This is a genomic window from Luethyella okanaganae (assembly GCF_042660285.1).
Taxonomy (GTDB): Bacteria; Actinomycetota; Actinomycetes; order Actinomycetales; family Microbacteriaceae; genus Luethyella; species Luethyella okanaganae.
Genome location: NZ_JBHSTP010000001.1, coordinates 984,568 through 1,001,239 on the forward strand (window position 1 = coordinate 984,568; position 16,672 = coordinate 1,001,239).

Below are 16,672 nucleotides of genomic sequence, written 5' to 3' on the forward strand. Positions count from 1 at the left end.
CTTTGACTTTCTCTTATTTTCCCACGTAATAGACAGTCCGTTCATTTTACGGTAGTTTTACTATCAAGGCAACGTCGCCCTCACCAGACGAGAGAGCAGTATGAACGTAGACATCGACAACGAACTCACCACCGTGGAGTTGGCCGGTATCGCCCAAGAAGCGCGTTGGCGCGTGATCGAGACGGTCACCTCCAGCAAGGCTGGTCACATCGGTGGCCCCCTTTCGGCGATCGACATGTTAGTCGCCTTGTACTTCCGCCAGATGAAGGTGGATCCGGCATCGCCGCAGGACCCGAACCGTGACCGGTTCATCCTCTCCAAGGGGCATTGCGCCATCGGCCTCTACTCGGTGCTCGCGTTGCGCGGCTATTTCCCCGTCGAGGAGCTCCTGACCTTCGATCACGGCGACTCCCGCCTGCAAGGACACCCGGATATGCTCATCACTCCGGGTGTGGACTCTTCCTCGGGATCGCTTGGCCAGGGGCTCTCTGCCGGCGCAGGAATGGCGCTTGCCGCGAAGCGACTCGGCAAGGACTTCCACACCTGGGTCATGGTCGGCGACGGTGAGATCGAGGAGGGGATGGTCTGGGAGGCGATCATCGCCGCCCCGCGCTATGAGCTCGACAATCTGACGTTGATCATCGACCTGAACGGTCTGCAGCAGTATGGCTGGCCCGCCGCCGAGAATGACCGCTTCGACCGCAGCGAGCCGATGGGTCATGTCGATCTCCCTGCCGTCTTTGCCGGATTCGGCTGGAACGTCATTTCGATCGACGGGCACGACTTCGACGACATCCTCCCCGGCTACGCCAAAGCCGAGGCCCACCGCGGCCTCTCCGGCAAGCCGACGGTCATCATCGGAAACACCACTAAGGGGAATGGCATCTCGTTCACCAGTGGAACCTACAAGTGGCATAACGGTGTTGCGACCCCCGAACAGCTCGAGACCGCTCGCGCGGAGTTGCGCCTCACGGAGACAGGAATGTACGCATGAAGGCTCAGCGCCAAGTCTGGGGAGAGACGCTCGCCGAACTTGCTCTGACCGACTCCCGGGTCGTCGTGCTCGACGGCGACCTCGCCACTTCCACTCGCGCTGACATCGTCGCCGACAAGGCTCCGGACGCATTCATCCAAATCGGCATCGCCGAACAGAACATGGTTGGCATGGCCTTCGGGATGTCGACCCTCGGCTACCGTCCGTGGCTGTCCACCTTCGGAGTGTTCCTCACCCACCGCTCTCTCGATCAGATCCGTATGCTCGTCTCGCAGACCAAGGCACCCGTGCGAATCGCCGCTGCTTACAGTGGTCTTTTGAACGGCTCCAGCGGCAAGACGCACCAGGACATCGAGGACTTCGCCATCATGCGGGCGATGCCGAACATGACCGTCCTCGCGCCCGCCGACGAGTTCGAGGCTGCTGCGATCATCCGCTGGGCCGCCGAATACGACGGTCCCGTCTACATCCGCTTCGCCAGGGATGCCGTCAAGCCTGTCTTCGATGACAGCTACAACTTCGTCCCCGCTCAACCGGTCGAGCTGCTGGCAGGCGAGGACGTCACCTTGATCTCCACCGGCGTGCAGAGTTCGCGGAGCTTCGAGGCTGCGCAACTGCTCGCGGCCGGCGGCATCCAAGTGCAGCTCATCCACCTGCCCTCGATCAAACCGCTCGACGAGGTGGCGCTGCTCGCGATGATCGGTGGCGCCAAGCACGTCGTCACCGTCGAGGACCACAGCCGGATCGGTGGCCTCGGCGGACTCGTTTCCGAGATCGCCGCCGCCGCCGGTCGATTCCGGGTGTCGCGGATAGGCCTCGACGACCGGTGGTCGGAATCGGCCCCCAACGACTTCCTCCTAGACAAGTACGGACTCTCGCCGCGCCGCGTCGCGGACAGCGTCCGCACTGCCCTCGGGCTCGTAGAGACGTAGGGAATCCTGTCAACCGTGCCGCCAGAGTTGAGTTCTATCTGGAGGGAGCCGCGAAGACTCGCTCGCCGTCATCAACGGTCCATGCCTGTAATAACCCTTCCACGAACATCAACCAATCGGCATCAGCACTCGACCTCGAAGCCTGGCTGCGGCTCGTCGGGTCCTCGGCGAGCGGGGCGGCGAGGTCACCAGGAAACGGCGATGTATTGGCTCTCTAAGTATTCCAGGAGACCTTCGGCGCCGCCTTCACGGCCGATGCCGCTCTGCTTCATGCCGCCGAAGGGCGCCGCGGGGTCGGAGACGATGCCCCGGTTAAGGCCGACCATGCCGGACTCGAGCTGCTCGCTGACGCGAAGACCGCGGGCTAGATCGGTGGTGTACACGTAGGACACCAGTCCGAACGGAGTGCCGTTGGCGAGACGGACGGCGTCCTCCTCGGTGCGGAACGTGACGATCGGAGCGACCGGGCCGAAGATCTCGTGGTTGAGGATGGACGCTGTGGCAGGGACGTCCGCGAGGACGGTGGCTGGGTAGAAGTAACCCTCGCCGCTCGGGGTCTCGCCTCCGGTGAGGATGCTCGCGCCCTCGTCTATGGCGCCACGCACGAGAGCGTGGATGTCGTCACGGGCACCGCTGTTGATGACCGGGCCGAGCTGAGAGTCGCTGTCAGCACCCGCGCCGACGACGAGCGCACTCATCCGTGCGGCGAGGCGCCGGCCGAACTCGGCGGCGACGCCCTCTTGCACGTAGAATCGGTTCGCCGCGGTGCACGCTTCGCCGCCGTTGCGCATCTTAGCGATCATTGCACCGGCGATCGCTTCGTCGAGGTCTGCGTCGTCGAAGACGATGAAAGGGGCGTTGCCGCCGAGCTCCATCGAGGTGTTCACGACGGTCTTCGCGGCGAGCTGCATGAGCGTGACGCCAACCTCGGTCGAGCCGGTGAAGGAGAGCTTGCGGACTCGGTCGTCGTTCACCATCGCCTCGACGACGGCGCCGGAGCGTTTGCTCGGCAGGACGTTGACGACCCCGGCAGGCACCCCCGCCCGCTCGAAGATCTTCGCGATGGCGAGGGCGGTGAGCGGTGTCTCGCTCGCGGGCTTGAGGATGACGGTGCAGCCGGCCGCGAGGGCGGGTCCGATCTTGCGGGTGGCCATCGCCGCGGGGAAGTTCCACGGCGTGACGAGTACGGCGATGCCGACGGGGTGGTGGGTGACCAGGATCCTGTTGCTGCCGGCCGGAGCGGTCTGGATCGCGCCGGGGATCCGCACGGCCTCCTCGGCGTACCAGCGCAGGAACTCGGCGGCGTAGACGACCTCGCCGCGGGCGTCCGCGAAGATCTTGCCGTTCTCGGCGACGATCAGCCGGGCCAGATCGTCGGCGGCCTCGGTCATCAGCTCGAACGCCTTCGTGAGTATCACTGATCGCCGTCGTGGCGGCGTCGCGGCCCACGAGGCCGCTACGGCCTCAGCGGCGTCGACGGCCGCGAGCGCATCCTCGACTGTGCCGCTCGCGATCCGTGCGAGAGCGCGGCCGGTCGCCGGGTCGAGCACGTCGAACTCCGAGCCGTCGGAGGCGGGCCGGACGGCACCGCCGATCATCAGGCCGGTCGGAACACCGGCGATGATCTCGTCGATGGGAGACAGGGTGGTGGTCATGCGCGAACTCACTCTCGTACGGGTTCGGATCAAGGGCAAAGACCGAAACGGGGCGGGTCGACCCGCGCAGACATCCGCCCCCTCGTTCGTGGCAGGGATCAGAGGAACAGGTGCTGCGCTTCGCGCTCGCGCTCGTACTCCTGGCGGGCCAGCGTGCTCGACTCGAGGGTCGACACCTCGGCGACGGGTACGTCCCACCAGGCGCCCGACCCGCCGAAGCGAGCCTGAGCGTCGACCTGGACGTAGACGACGCTGGTGCCTTCGAAAGCAGTCGCCTCACTGAGCGCGGCGCGGAAGGACTCCGCGTTGTCGGCGCGCCACACAGTGGCTCCGTAGCTTGCCGCGTTCGCTGCGAAGTCGACCTCGATGCGGGCGCCATCGTGACGCTCGCCCTTGCCACGCTCGTTGAAGCGGCAGGCGAAGCCCTGCGATCCGCGGCTCTCGGAGAGCGCTGCGATGGAGCCGTAGCCGTAGTTGTCCACGATCACGATCGTCATCTTCAGCCTCTCCTGCACCGCGGTCATGACCTCTTGCGAGAGCATCAGGTAGGTGCCGTCGCCGATGAGGCCGAAGACATGCCGGCTCGGGTCGGCGATAGCGTTGCCGATGGCGCCCGGGATCTCATAGCCCATGCAGGAGTTGCCGTACTCGATGTCGTAACCTTTGACCGATCCCGCTCGCCAGAGGCGGTGCAGGTCGCCCGGCATCGAACCGGCGGCGTTGACTATCACGTCGCGCTCGTTTGCCGCGGCGTTCAGGATACCCATCATCTGCGCCTGCGATAGCGTCCGGCTGTCATCGAGTTCGATGATCCGGTCGATCTCGGCGCGCCAGCTGCTTGCGGCGGTGACGGTCTCGGCTCGCGTGGCGGCCGGGACTGACCAGCCGTCGAGCGCCTTGAGCAATTCGGTGAGCGTCTCGCGTGCGTCGCCGACGAGCGGCGTCGCAGATTCCTTCAGCGCGTCGATCTCGGCGACGTTGATGTTGATGAAGCGGACGCTCGGGTTCTTGAACATCGTGTTCGACGCCGTGGTGAAGTCCGTGTAACGCGTGCCGATGCCGATTACTATGTCGGCGTCGCCTGCGATGGCGTTGGCGAACGCCGAGCCGCTGGCGCCGAGGGCGCCGAGAGCCAGCTCATGATCGTGCGGCATGGACGCCTTACCGGCCTGGGTGACGCCGACGCCAATGCCGGTAGCCTCAGCGAAGGCAACGAGCTGCTCGCTCGCGCACGAATAGATGACGCCGCCGCCGGCGATGATCACCGGGTTGGTGGCCGATGCGATCATCCGCGCCGCGCGAGCGATCGCGGCCCTGTCGGCGCGGTTGCGGGCGACGTTCCAGACGCGGCGTTCGAACAGTGCGGTCGGGAAGTCGTACGCTTCGGCCTGCACATCCTGAGGCAGGGCGATGGTGACGGCGCCGGTATCGGCTGGGCTGGTCAGCACTCGCATCGCCTCGAGCAGAGCCGGGGCCAGCTGCTCGGGTCGCCAGATCCGGTCGAAGTAGCGCGAGACCGACCGGAAGGCGTCGTTCGCGGTGATGTCGGCCGCGTACGGCAGCTCCTGCTGCTGCAGGACCGCGCCCGTCGACCGCGTCGCGAAGACGTCGCTGGGAAGCAGCAACACCGGGATGTGGTTCACTGTCGCGGTCGCCGCGCCGGTGATCATGTTGGTCGCGCCCGGCCCGATAGAGGTGCTGACCGCGAGGGCGCCGAGGCGGTTCTTCATCTTCGCGTAGCCGATGCCGATGTGCACCATGCCCTGCACGTTGCGGCCCTGGTAGTAGCGGAACTCATCCTGGTGCTGCAGCATCGCCTGGCCGATGCCGGCCACGTTGCCGTGACCGAAGATGCCGAAGGCGCCACCGAAGAACTGCTCGGTCACGCCGTCGCGCTCGACGTATTGCGCTTTGAGGAACTGGATCACCGCCTGACCGACGGTGAGGCGAGTGGTGGGAACGGCGGTCGTGTGCGTCATCGCATTCGTCCTTTTCGTGTCGGGTTCGCGGCTAGGCCTGCGGGTATCGGGGGATGAGTGGGATCCGCGGGTCGACATCCATCTCGGCCCAGGCCGAGACCAGCTCGGCGAGCTCGGGATCCTGCGCGGCCTGCAGCGTGCGCTGAGGAGCCGGGCCGGCCATCACGTTGAGGTAGTAGAGATCGTGCCCGTGAGCCGCGACCGTGGTGTGATAGGCCCACGGAAGCAGGCAGATGTCGCCGTCGCGCACCGTTTCGGCCAGCTCGAAGCCGCGCTCGGGGCTGTATGCGCGCTGAATCGCCCAGCCCTTTTCGGGGTCGCGCAGACGGTAGTAGTAGGTCTCCTCGAGCTGGGCCTCACCGTCGTGCTCGTGCTCGTGCTTGTGCGGCGGGTAGCTGGACCAGTTCCCACCGGGCGTCCAGACCTCGATGACGAGGAGGCGGTCGGCCGGGAAGGCCGGCGGAATCAGGGTGGAGACCTGGCGGGAGGCGTTGCCTGCACCGCGGGACTCGACAGGCAGGTCATCGGGCGTCACGAGGACGACCTCGTGCTTCGTCGTCGCCGGCGCCGATGCGATCGCGAGCTCGGCGCCTGAGCTCGCCGTGACGGTGACCGCAGTGTCCCGAGGGATGTAGAGGCAGTGACCGAGCCCCTCGAAGACACTGGCCCGGCCGCCGAAGACGTGCTCGGTGCCATCGACGTTCGCCGTCACGGTTCCGGACAGTGGCACCAGCGCACGTTCGTCACCGTCTGCCTCGAAGGAGAGAGTCTGGCCGTCGAAGACGGTGACTTCGAACGAGACGAACTCCCACCCGGCGATCTCGGGCGTGATCTTCTTCCACGCGCCCCGTTCCAGGATCTGGGGATCAGTCATGGTGCAGTCCTTTCTGCGGCCGACGCGTCCGCGCTGACTCTCGAATAATATCGTTATACGGACATATTGTCCATTATACGATAACAGATTGCTCAGTTGGGGCGTCGGCGAGGGCGAAGGTCTCGAGAGCGGTGCTTCGGGCAAGATCGAGTGCGGTCTCGAGCGGTCGGGCGCGGTGCTCGTCCGAGATGACCTCGACACCCCACGGCCCGGCGTATCCCATCGTGCGCAGCGTGCGGATGAAGCCGACGACGTCCTGCGCCCCGCGGCCGACGAGCGTTCGCCGGTTCCGCGTGTCCTCGAAGAGGGTGCCGACGACGTTCTCCGGCGCATCACTGAGCTCGACCCCGAAAATGGTCTCGATCGGTACGGAGGCGGCGAACTCCTCGAGCGATGTGCCGGCGCGGAACACATGCCAGAAGTCGACGATGAGGCCGGCGGCGGGGTGATCGACCGCCCGGATGAGCTCGGCACCGCGTGGCAGCGATTCGATCACCGAGAACGGCAGCGGCTCCAGCGCGACGCGACAGCCGATCTGTGCGGCCTCCTCCGCGAGGCGCCACAGCGGCTTCACGTACGAGTCGAGCTCCGGGGTCGGTCCGCCGACTGCCGGCCCGACCTTGATGAACGTGGCGCCGAGAGTGTCGGCGGCTTCGAGCAGCATGTCCCAGCGCGGACGCCACGTCCGCTCGTCCGCCTGCCACCAGCCGGTGGCGAGTTCGACCTCGACGTGCTTGAAGCAGGCCGCATCGATCTCGGCGCGCAATGCTGTGAATCCGATCGTGTCGCGCACCACGGCGAGATCCTCGTGGGCGAATCCGAATCCGTCCCAGCCCGCGGCTGCGATCGCGCGAATGCGTTCCAGCGGCGGGTGCGGGCTCACCTCCGACGGGTCCAGCGGCCCGACATCGCCCGCGCTCGTCCAGCAGGTCGCGACTAGGCGGGGCTCGCTCATAGGTTCAGGTCCACGTCGACGGTTCGACCCGTGCGTGCGGATTGCTCTGCAGCGTCGGCGAGGATCAATGCGGCCCGCCCGTCCTCAAACCCCGGGCTGCGCGAGGGTTCGCCAGCGATCGTGTCGATGAATGCCTCGAGTTCGAGGCGGTAGGCGTCACCGTACCGCTCCAGGAAGAAGGAGTGATACGGCACTCGTGCCTCGACGAGAGACGCGGTGTGCGCGGTGATGACGCTTGGACCGATGTTTCCGATCTGCAACATGCCCCCGGAGCCGAAGGCCTCGAAGCGTTGGTCGTAGCCATACGCGCTGTGGCGGGAGTTCGCGATCGTCACCAGCTCGCCACCCGCGGCCTCCAACGTGACGACGACCGCGTCGAAGTCACCCGCATCGGCGATGGCGGAGCTGAACTGGTTGGCGCCGCGTGCGGTGACTCGCACGATGTCCGGGAGGAAGAACCGGGCCATGTCGAAGTCGTGGATCGTCATGTCGCGGAAGATTCCGCCGGAGACGGCAACGTAGGCGGCCGGCGGCTCGGCCGGGTCGCGGCTGATGATCGAGAGCTGTTCGAGCGTGCCGATCTCGCCTTCGGCGACGCGGCGCTGCAGCTCGGCGAAGTGCGGGTCGAAACGTCGGTTGAAGCCGAGGACGACGGGCTGCGTCGACGCTGCGGCCTTTGCACGCAGCGCGTCGACGCGTGCGATGTCGAGGTCGATCGGCTTCTCGCAGAGCGCCGGGATCTGGGCATCGAGTGCGCGGTCGATCAGATCGACGTGGGTCGGTGTCGGCGACGCGATGACGAGAGCGTCGATGTCGTCCGCCGCGAAGAGGTCGGCGGGCTCGGCCGTCGCGCGACCGCCGTAGTTCGCTGCCGTCGACCTGGCTCCGTCGACGAACGGATCGCACACCCACTGCAGGGTAGCGCGGGGGGAGGCGGAGATGCTGGCGGCATGGACCTGGCCGATCCGACCGGTGCCGAAGAGGCCGAACCGCAGAGGCGTCGTCATTGTGGGGTCCTTGACATCGTTGGGGGAGGGGGAGAGGGGACTGGCTCGGGGGACGCGGACTATCGAGTAGCGGACGACTGCAGATCGACGGGGGCGTCGGTCAGCCGCGAACGTGCGGCGGCCTCGGCGATCTCCACCGCGTGGATCCCAGATCGGGGTGGCGTGAGGTTCGCATCCTCGCCGCGGATGACGCGGACGAAGTGCGCGATCTCGCTCCGGAAGGCGATCTCGAAACGGTCGATGAACTGGTCGTACGGTTGAGCAGGCCCCGGAACGCCGGGCTCGGTCGAGGTGACGGGTGCGCGTGGTTCGAGGCCGGCGGAGAAGGTGTTCTCAGAACCGAACACCTCCAGGCGCACGTCCTGGCCCGCGCCGTTGTGGCGCATACCGCTAACCAGCGCCAGTGCGCCCGACTCGAGCGTGAGGATTGCGGCGGCGGTGTCGGTATCGCCGTAGTCGCGGTAGAGCGGCTCGTCGAGAACGGAGCCCACCGCCTGCACGCACACCACGTGCTCGCCCGTGACCCACGGGATCGCGTCGAAATCGTGGATGAGCATGTCCAGCCACATCCCGCCCGACTTCGGGATGTAGTCCAGGCTCAGAGGGAGATGGTCGTGACCGGTCGCGCGCACGAGGCGGAGGCGACCGGCGTCGCCGCCGAGGATCCGACCTCTTAACGCCTGGTGGGCGGGATCATACCTGCGGTGAAACGCGACCATGACCTGCGACGGGTACTCATCGAGTTCGTCGGAGAGCGCCTCGAGCTGTTCCAGGTCGATCGAAAGCGGCTTCTCCACCAGTACGGGCACGCCGGCTCGGGCGGCCTGCCGGGTCAGATCGGGATGCGACGCCGTCGGCGACGCGATCACCAAGCCGTCGATGTCGGCGGCGACGGCGGCGACGGAACTCGTCGACCATGCCAGATCGACCTCGGATGATGTGGGGGCGTGTTCGCCTGCGATGATGGTGGAGGCCCGCGGCGCGATGCTTTCAAGCAGACGATGGGCGGCATTTGAAAGGCGGTTCTCGTCTCGTCCGAGCAGCGTGACCCGATCGACGTCGGGATTCTGGGCCAGATTGCGAGCGTGCATGAGTCCGGCCCGCCCTAAGCCGAGGACGCCGACGTGCAGCCCGTTCACGAGCCGGCGAGTTCGGCGAGAACATCGCGCAGGAACATCACGCTTGCGCGGGCATCCGTGATGGGGCCTTCGCCCGGCGCCGGCTCATCCTGCACGATCTTGTCCTGCTCGAGCACGATCCAGCCGTCGTAGCCGCTCTCGACGAGGCTGGTCACGATGGCGCGCACATCAACATCGCCCTGGCCAACGGGGGTGTACAGCCCTTCGATGCAGGCGTCGTAGTAGCTGATCTCGCCGTTCTTCACCTTCCGCACCCACTCGAGGGAGACGTCCTTCAAGTGGGTGTGGGCGATACGGTCGGCGTACGCTGCCGCGAACGCCACCGGATCGGTGCCGCCGATCATCAGATGTCCGGTGTCGAAGCAGAATGGGATCGTCGACCCTTCCAGCACTCGGGTCACGTCGTCCGCGGTCTCGATGACGGTGCCAACGTGTGGGTGCAATGCCGCCCGGACTCCTTGGGTCGCGGCCACCTCGGTGATGCGATCGAGGTTGCCGAACAACGTCGCCCACTCGGCGTCGGTGAGTGGCTCCCGGGTGACGTCGTAGCCGCGCAGTCCTGTGACGGCGCAGACGACGAGGACGTCGCCACCCGCTGCCGCGTAATCCTCAAGCTCGCGCTCCAAACGCGGTAGTGGGTCGACATCGGCCTTGTGCATCACGACCGGGACGAAGCTGCCGATTGCTGCAAGACCGTGTTCGCGCAGCGCCGTGGCCTTGTCGGCCGGAGCCTCGGGCAGGAATCCGGCCGCTCCGATTTCTGTAGCCGTGAAGCCGAGCTCCGCCATCTCGCTCAGTACACGCTCTGGCGTGAGCTGAATGCCCCAGCCGGGCACCTCGCTGATTCCCCAGGAGATCGGGGCGGTGGCGATCTTCGCACTCATGGAAGCTCCTTAACTCGCACCACGTGGCGCGGATCGTTCTCGGGTGGAGGGTTACTTCGCGAAGGCCGCGGTGCTGCCGGCGACGACGGGCAAGGAAACCCAGGCGCCGGACGTGGCCGACTCCTCGGCGGCGTCGAGCACATTCGCGGACGCGACCGCGTCGTGGATGTTCGAGGATTCCGCCGGGCCCCCTGTGACGGCGAGGAGGAACTTTTTCGCCTCGATCGTTTTGAGGTCGTCATAGCCCATGCCGGTGCCGGAGCTGGGCTGGAAGCGCGCGAACTCGGGGAAGGCACTGTTGGCGAGGACGGTGGTGAAACCGACGAACGGGCCGGTACGGGTGAGAGCGACGTGCAGCTCGTTCATCCGAGCGAAGTTCCAGCGCACGGACCCCTCGGTGCCGTTGATCTCGAAACCGTAGTCCGAAGAAGCCCCGACAGCGATCCGGGACGCCTCCAGGCTTCCCAGCGCTCCGGCAGCGACGGCGGAGTCGTGGAAGCGGATCAGCATGTTCGCGTAGTCCTCGTTCTCGACAGGGGCCAGGCCTGTCGTGGCAGAGCCGGGCAGAGCCGGTCGTTCGGTGAGGTAGGTGCCGGTGGAGGCGGTCACGGCCGAGATGGGGCCGAGCACGTAGTGCATGAGGTCTACCAGGTGGCCCATCAGGTCCCCGAGCACGCCGCTGCCCGACAAGGAGCGCACGAAACGCCAGGCCAGTGGGTCTTCCGGGTTGGAAGAAAAGCCGCCGAAGAACCGTCCACGCACGTTTGTGATACGACCGAGCTGGCCGTCGAGGATCAACTTCTTCGCGAGTTCGACCGCGGGCACGTGGCGGTAGTTGAAGCCGATGCAGGTCGCGACGCCGGCCTCGACGGCGGCGGCCTCGACGACGGCGGTCTCGGTTCCGCTACGGCCTACGGGCTTCTCGATCCAGAAGGGCTTGCCGGCCTTCGCCGCAGCGATGCCGACCTCGGCGTGCAGGAAGTTCGGGGCGCAGATCGACACGACGTCGACCTCGGGGTTCGCCAGGACCTCGTGGTAGTCGGCGGTCGTGCTCTTGTAGCCGAGGACGTTCTCGGCGTAGTCCCGTCCCGCCTGGGCCGTGTCCGCGGCCTGGACGAGACGCGGTGTGATGCCGAGTTCCGGATAGATCAGCGGCAGTGCGTTGTAGGCGCGGCTGTGCAGCCGGCCCATCCAGCCGACGCTGATGAGGCCGACACCGATGGTGCCCGGGGGAGGGGTTGTCGACATGAGGGCTCCTATCGGATGCGGGGAGGCTTGAAAGAGCGGGCACCGCGGGACGTCGGGCTCGCGTGACGAAGGTGACGCGGGGCGCCGGCATCGCTCGCGATGCCTGGATTGCCGTGCGGGCGGGAGCTGCGCGACGGCGGCGAGGTTTCGTTCGCCGTTGCCGGCGATCGCCCATGACCGCCACGTCGTTCGCGCATCTTGGCGCTCCGCTTCTCCCGGATGGCACACTGCCTAGGACTTTGGACCGGTCCGAAATTCTGGACCGGTCCAAAGATAAGGGTTGAGCGGTTCGGTGTCAAGCGAGGTGCTTCGGCATATGCCACGTGTTCACGGAATGCGTGTGGTCGAGTTCCGAATACGTAGCATCGGCGGAATCAGCAGCTCGTTTTCCGGCGGCGCCGTGTTGCCGGAGAGGACTTCGGCAGCGCGGGTACCGATGGCCTCGTTCCCGGGATCGACCGTGGTGAGCGAGATCTGGCGCAGAGCGGCGAGGTACGTGTCGTCGTATCCGGTGACGGAGATCTGGAGATCGTGCTCACCGGCCGCGGCGAGGGCGCCCACGGCCGCGAGGTCGTTCACGGCGGTGATCGCCGTGGGTGCTGTGCCAGACGTCAGCAGCATCTCCGCAGCGGCGTGCCCGGAGCTCTCCGAGTAGTCGGCAGGTGCGACCCGGACGAAGTCCACTAGGCCGTGTGCCGCCATGGCTGCTTCGTAGGCGTGCGCGCGGGCCTGCGCGACGAGTCCGCCTTGGCCGCCGATATGTGCGATGTCACGATGGCCGAGGCCGACGAGGTGGTCCACTACGAGGCGCATTCCGGCGACGTCGTCTCCGCGCACGGTGTGCGCCGTTGGGAGCTGATCGGCGATCGCGCTCGCGACGACGATTCTCGAACTCGCCGCAAAGGAGGCTACGGCGGCCATGTCGGGAACCGATCCCACGATCAGGATTCCGCGCGGTCGAAGATCGCGAAACAGTGCGAGCAGGCGATCATCGAGGACGTGTTGGCTCGTGTCGCCGGGCAGCGTCGCACTCGTCATGAGGCTGACCTCCCCAACCCGGGCGAGTTCGCGCCGCGCTGCGTCGACGATTTCGGAGAAGACCGGATTGTGCAGATCGGCGACGAGGATTCCGATGAAGTTTCCGTCGTTCCCGGCGAGCGATCGCGCGACGGCGTTCGGCCGGAAGCCGAGTTCGGCGGCCGCGTCGAGCACGCGCCGGGTGCGCTCGGAGCTGACGCTCGAGGGGTTCGCGTAGACGAGTGAGACCAGTGATTTGGAGACGCCGGCCGCGCTCGCGACATCGCGGATCGTCGGTCGCCTGCCGGGGTTCGTGGCATTCATGATGTGCCCATTGTGACTGAAGCGATGGTGTTCTGGACCGTTCCAGGGTCGATACTGAGCGATCGCCGGCTCAGGCGGCTGAATAGACCGGAACCCTGATGTCATAGAATGGACAACTTGTCTGCAAAGCAAGAATAAACTATAGTCCTGACAGCACCGGTCGAGCGACCGAGTTGTTCAGAGTCAAAGACGATCTCCCGACTGCGCACCCTGCAGGGTATTCACCCGGTTCAGTCGATCCTTCGTTGGCCCATGGTCGCTCACCGACCCGAGCACCCATTCATGGCAAACGAAGGAGATTATCGTGAAGAAGTTCCGCATGACGGCAGGCTTGGCCGCACTGACATTGGTTCCTGCTCTCGTACTCGCCGGTTGCTCCAGCAGCGGAGGCCGCGCGGACACCGGTTCCGACGGCACGAGCGTCGGGACCACTGCCGACACCCCCAAGATCACGATCGCGATGATCACCCACGCCGCAGCTGGAGACACTTTCTGGGACATCGTTCGCAAGGGCGCCGAGGCCGCCGCCGCTAAGGACAATGTCAACCTCGTCTACTCGGGCGACGCCGACGGCGGCCGCCAGGCGCAGCTCGTACAGCAGGCCATCGACCAGAAGGTCGACGGAATCGCCGTCACGTTCGCGAAGGCGGATGCGATGAAGGACGTGGTGCAGAAGGCGATCGATGCGGGCATCCCTGTCGTCGGCTTCAATGGCGGCCAGGAAGAGGCTCTCGCGGCGGGCGCCCTCACTTACATTGGCCAGGACGACAAGGCGGCAGGCGTCGAGGCTGGCAAGCAACTCGTCGCCGAGGGCTTCACGCGCCCGATCTGCATGATCCAGGAGCAGGGCCACGTGGGCCTCGAGGCGCGCTGCGCCGGTATCAAGGAGCAGATCGCCGAGACCGAGATCCTATACGTGACCGGCACGGACATGTCGCAAGTGTCATCGACGCTGACGGCGAAGCTGCAGGCCGACACCAGCGCCGATGTCGTGATGGGCCTCGGTGCACCGTTCACACTCGCTGCGGTTGACGTGGTCGCTCAGACCGGATCGAAGTCTAAGGTCGGCTCGTTCGACATGAACGCGGACCTCGCGCAGGCGATCGTCGACGGCAAGGTCATCTTCACGGTTGACCAGCAGCCCTACCTGCAGGGCTATGAGTCCGTCGACGCGCTATGGCTGAAACACAATGGCGGCTTCGCCCTCGGTGGTGGTGGTGCGGTCGCGACCGGCCCGACCATCATCACCCCGGACACCGCCGCGGCTGTCCTCTCGGGCGCCAAGCAGGGCATCCGCTAACCGAGGCACTTCGGGACCGGACGGAGTGATCCGCCCGGTTCCTGAACGTAAGGACTAACTCTCATGATCAACATCACAACCACCGCTTCCGCGGGCATCGTCGACGAACGCGTCGGTCGACGCTCGCTGATCTCCACACTTCTGGGTCGTCCCGAGATGGGTGCCGTCGTTGGTGCCATCGTCGTTTTCGTCTTCTTCGCGATCGTCGCTCCGACGTTCACGCAGCCCAACTCGGTCGCGACCGTCCTCTACGGCTCGTCCACCATCGGCATCATGGCCGTTGGCGTCTCGCTACTGATGATCGGTGGCGAGTTCGACCTGTCGACCGGTGTCGCGGTCATCTCCTCTGCCCTGACCTCGGCGATGTTCTCGTGGTACTTCTCGACGAATGTCTGGGTCGGCATCGTCGTCGGTCTGCTGTTCTCGGTCCTGATCGGCTTCGTCAACGGTTGGTTGCTGATCAAGACCAAGCTGCCGTCCTTCATCGTCACCCTGGCCACGTTCCTGATGCTCACCGGCATCAACCTCGGTGTTACCCGCCTGATCGGCGGCGGCGTCGCCTCGCCATCCATCGCTGACCTCGATGGTTTCGACTCGGCCAAGGCCGTGTTCGCCTCCGACATCCCGATCTTCGGCATCAACGTGAAGATCACCGTCTTCATCTGGCTGGCCTTGGTCCTAGTGGCCACGTTCGTCCTGATGCGCACGAAGATCGGTAACTGGATCTTCGCAGTCGGCGGCGACGAGAACGCAGCCTCTGCAGTGGGTGTGCCGGTCGCGAAGACGAAGATCGGCCTGTTCATGGGTGTGGGATTCTGCGCCTGGATCGCGGGGATGCACAATCTGTTCGCGTTCAACGTGGTTCAGTCCGGCGAGGGCGTCGGCAACGAGTTTCTCTACATCATCGCCGCGGTCATCGGCGGCTGCCTGCTGACCGGTGGCTACGGATCCGCGATCGGCGGCGCGATCGGTGCTCTGATCTTCGGTATGGCCAACAAGGGCATCGTGTACGCGCAGTGGAACCCGGACTGGTTCAAGTTCTTCCTCGGCCTGATGCTGCTGCTGGCCACCATCGTCAACTTGATCGTGAAGAAGCGAGCGGAGCAGAAGTAATGGCCAAGAACAGCAAAACCCGGTTTGATGATGTTAAGACCGGCAGCATCTCCACCGACCTCGCGGAGACCAGCCTTATCGGTGGCCCGCACCTGCTATCGCTGAAGGGCGCGGGGAAGAGCTACGGCAACATCATCGCCCTCTCCGGAGTCGACATGGACGTCGATTCCGGACGCGTCACCTGCGTGCTCGGAGACAACGGTGCCGGCAAGTCCACGCTGATCAAGATCATCGCGGGCCGACACGAGCACACCGACGGCGAGTTCGAGATCAATGGTGAGAGCATCCGTCTGAAGTCCCCTCGCGAGGCGCTGGATCGCGGTATCGCCGCGGTCTACCAAGATCTTGCGGTGGTGCCGTTGATGCCGATCTGGCGCAACTTCTTCCTCGGCTCCGAACTGACCACAGGCTGGGGTCCATTCACATCGTTGAACGTCGAGGAGATGAAGCGGATCACAAAGAAGGAAGTGCTTGAGATGGGCATCGATCTGCGCAACGTCGATCAACCCATCGGACAGCTCTCCGGTGGCGAGCGCCAGTGCGTCGCGATCGCCCGCGCCGTCTACTTCGGCGCGAAAGCCCTCATCCTCGACGAACCGACCGCCGCGCTGGGCGTGAAGCAGTCCGGTGTCGTGCTGCGCTACATCCTCCGCGCCCGTGATCGCGGTCTCGGCGTGATCTTCATCACGCACAACCCGCACCACGCTTTCCCCGTTGGTGATCGGTTCCTGCTGCTCAAGCGCGGCAAGTCCATCGGCTACTACGAGAAGAAGGACATCACCCTGAACGAGCTGACCGCCCAGATGGCCGGCGGCGCTGAACTCGAGGAACTCGCCCACGAACTCGAGCAGATCGGCGGCGACACCCGACTCATCGAAGAGATCCGCGAAGCCGAAGTGGTCGTACCGAAGGCCTAATGGTCTCGTCTGCATCACTTCCGCGTTACCGTGCGGAGCCCGACTGGCGGTTCCTTCGGCGGGGATGATGCCGGAGCACCGCTACCGTCACCGCGATCGTGGAGCCGTTCGAGGAACGGGCGAATGCCGCCGCATCGCTCGCCCCCGGATCTGTCGCCATCGATTCCATCCAGGAGGCGATCGAACGCGGTCTGATCGATGCCGTCGTGATCGCGACGCCCGGGCCATTCCACGTGCCGGTGCTGCTGCCTGAAGATCGTAGGCATCGAGGTGAAGAGCCTCAAGCGCAACTCGAACGACGCCGAGGGTCTCCACGACCCGATCCTCGCGCGGG

Annotated in this window: 14 protein-coding genes; 5 read left to right on the forward strand and 9 right to left on the reverse strand. The window is 65.7% G+C overall.

Annotated elements, in window-relative coordinates; genetic code table 11:
• The first annotated feature begins 100 nt into the window (after positions 1 to 100).
• Both ACFQB0_RS04615 and ACFQB0_RS04620 read left to right on the forward strand, forming a co-directional pair.
• Positions 101 to 994, forward strand: a complete 894-nt coding sequence (locus tag ACFQB0_RS04615; protein WP_386728147.1) for a transketolase — start codon at positions 101 to 103, stop codon at positions 992 to 994.
• The gene (locus ACFQB0_RS04620; RefSeq protein ID WP_386728149.1) at positions 991 to 1,926 is read left to right on the forward strand and encodes a transketolase family protein; all 936 of its coding nucleotides are present in this window, start codon (positions 991 to 993) and stop codon (positions 1,924 to 1,926) included. Before ACFQB0_RS04615 ends, ACFQB0_RS04620 begins: the two co-directional genes overlap by 4 nt.
• A 185-nt stretch (positions 1,927 to 2,111) precedes the next feature.
• Here ACFQB0_RS04620 and ACFQB0_RS04625 read toward each other — a convergent pair whose 3' ends face one another.
• From ACFQB0_RS04625 to ACFQB0_RS04665, 9 genes are all read right to left on the reverse strand, one after another.
• A complete protein-coding gene (locus ACFQB0_RS04625) occupies positions 2,112 to 3,581 on the reverse strand; it encodes an NAD-dependent succinate-semialdehyde dehydrogenase (RefSeq protein WP_386728152.1) in 1,470 nt (489 codons plus the stop codon).
• Between the two features lie 98 nt (positions 3,582 to 3,679).
• Complete coding sequence (gene iolD / locus ACFQB0_RS04630) at positions 3,680 to 5,560, reverse strand: 3D-(3,5/4)-trihydroxycyclohexane-1,2-dione acylhydrolase (decyclizing) (protein ID WP_386728155.1); 1,881 nt, start codon at positions 5,558 to 5,560, stop codon at positions 3,680 to 3,682.
• Positions 5,561 to 5,591: 31 nt separating this feature from the next.
• Positions 5,592 to 6,434, reverse strand: a complete 843-nt coding sequence (gene iolB, locus ACFQB0_RS04635; protein ID WP_386728158.1) for a 5-deoxy-glucuronate isomerase — start codon at positions 6,432 to 6,434, stop codon at positions 5,592 to 5,594.
• A gap of 73 nt (positions 6,435 to 6,507) precedes the next feature.
• Positions 6,508 to 7,389 (reverse strand): sugar phosphate isomerase/epimerase family protein, encoded by an 882-nt coding sequence (locus ACFQB0_RS04640; RefSeq protein ID WP_386728161.1) that lies wholly within the window; start codon positions 7,387 to 7,389, stop codon positions 6,508 to 6,510.
• The gene (gene iolG, locus ACFQB0_RS04645; RefSeq protein ID WP_386728163.1) at positions 7,386 to 8,396 is read right to left on the reverse strand and encodes an inositol 2-dehydrogenase; all 1,011 of its coding nucleotides are present in this window, start codon (positions 8,394 to 8,396) and stop codon (positions 7,386 to 7,388) included. Before iolG ends, ACFQB0_RS04640 begins: the two co-directional genes overlap by 4 nt.
• A gap of 59 nt (positions 8,397 to 8,455) precedes the next feature.
• Positions 8,456 to 9,535 carry a Gfo/Idh/MocA family protein gene (locus ACFQB0_RS04650; protein ID WP_386728165.1) on the reverse strand — a complete coding sequence of 360 codons (1,080 nt, stop codon included), beginning with the start codon at positions 9,533 to 9,535 and terminating at the stop codon, positions 8,456 to 8,458.
• Positions 9,532 to 10,419 (reverse strand): sugar phosphate isomerase/epimerase family protein, encoded by an 888-nt coding sequence (locus tag ACFQB0_RS04655; RefSeq protein ID WP_386728168.1) that lies wholly within the window; start codon positions 10,417 to 10,419, stop codon positions 9,532 to 9,534. Before ACFQB0_RS04655 ends, ACFQB0_RS04650 begins: the two co-directional genes overlap by 4 nt.
• 51 nt (positions 10,420 to 10,470) lie before the next feature.
• Positions 10,471 to 11,667, reverse strand: coding sequence for a Gfo/Idh/MocA family protein (locus tag ACFQB0_RS04660; protein WP_386728170.1), 1,197 nt, complete (start codon positions 11,665 to 11,667; stop codon positions 10,471 to 10,473).
• 327 nt (positions 11,668 to 11,994) lie between these two features.
• Entirely contained in the window at positions 11,995 to 13,008 is a 1,014-nt protein-coding gene (locus tag ACFQB0_RS04665) for a LacI family DNA-binding transcriptional regulator (RefSeq protein WP_386728172.1), read from the reverse strand.
• Between the two features lie 304 nt (positions 13,009 to 13,312).
• Here ACFQB0_RS04665 and ACFQB0_RS04670 point away from each other — a divergent pair, with 304 nt between their 5' ends.
• From ACFQB0_RS04670 to ACFQB0_RS04680, 3 genes are all read left to right on the forward strand, one after another.
• Positions 13,313 to 14,308 carry a substrate-binding domain-containing protein gene (locus tag ACFQB0_RS04670; RefSeq protein WP_386728174.1) on the forward strand — a complete coding sequence of 332 codons (996 nt, stop codon included), beginning with the start codon at positions 13,313 to 13,315 and terminating at the stop codon, positions 14,306 to 14,308.
• A 63-nt stretch (positions 14,309 to 14,371) separates the two neighbouring features.
• Positions 14,372 to 15,421, forward strand: a complete 1,050-nt coding sequence (locus tag ACFQB0_RS04675) for an ABC transporter permease (protein ID WP_386728176.1) — start codon at positions 14,372 to 14,374, stop codon at positions 15,419 to 15,421.
• Complete coding sequence (locus ACFQB0_RS04680) at positions 15,325 to 16,338, forward strand: ATP-binding cassette domain-containing protein (protein WP_386728179.1); 1,014 nt, start codon at positions 15,325 to 15,327, stop codon at positions 16,336 to 16,338. The genes ACFQB0_RS04675 and ACFQB0_RS04680 overlap by 97 nt, the downstream gene beginning before the upstream one ends.
• The last annotated feature ends 334 nt before the right edge of the window (positions 16,339 to 16,672 follow it).

Coding starts and splice junctions, on each gene's coding strand:
- ACFQB0_RS04615 (WP_386728147.1), top strand. CDS start 101: ATGAACGTAGACATCGACAACGAACTCACCACCGTGGAGTTGGCCGGT.
- ACFQB0_RS04620 (WP_386728149.1), top strand. CDS start 991: ATGAAGGCTCAGCGCCAAGTCTGGGGAGAGACGCTCGCCGAACTTGCT.
- ACFQB0_RS04625 (WP_386728152.1), bottom strand. CDS start 3,581: ATGACCACCACCCTGTCTCCCATCGACGAGATCATCGCCGGTGTTCCG.
- iolD (WP_386728155.1), bottom strand. CDS start 5,560: ATGACGCACACGACCGCCGTTCCCACCACTCGCCTCACCGTCGGTCAG.
- iolB (WP_386728158.1), bottom strand. CDS start 6,434: ATGACTGATCCCCAGATCCTGGAACGGGGCGCGTGGAAGAAGATCACG.
- ACFQB0_RS04640 (WP_386728161.1), bottom strand. CDS start 7,389: ATGAGCGAGCCCCGCCTAGTCGCGACCTGCTGGACGAGCGCGGGCGAT.
- iolG (WP_386728163.1), bottom strand. CDS start 8,396: ATGACGACGCCTCTGCGGTTCGGCCTCTTCGGCACCGGTCGGATCGGC.
- ACFQB0_RS04655 (WP_386728168.1), bottom strand. CDS start 10,419: ATGAGTGCGAAGATCGCCACCGCCCCGATCTCCTGGGGAATCAGCGAG.
- ACFQB0_RS04660 (WP_386728170.1), bottom strand. CDS start 11,667: ATGTCGACAACCCCTCCCCCGGGCACCATCGGTGTCGGCCTCATCAGC.
- ACFQB0_RS04665 (WP_386728172.1), bottom strand. CDS start 13,008: ATGAATGCCACGAACCCCGGCAGGCGACCGACGATCCGCGATGTCGCG.
- ACFQB0_RS04675 (WP_386728176.1), top strand. CDS start 14,372: ATGATCAACATCACAACCACCGCTTCCGCGGGCATCGTCGACGAACGC.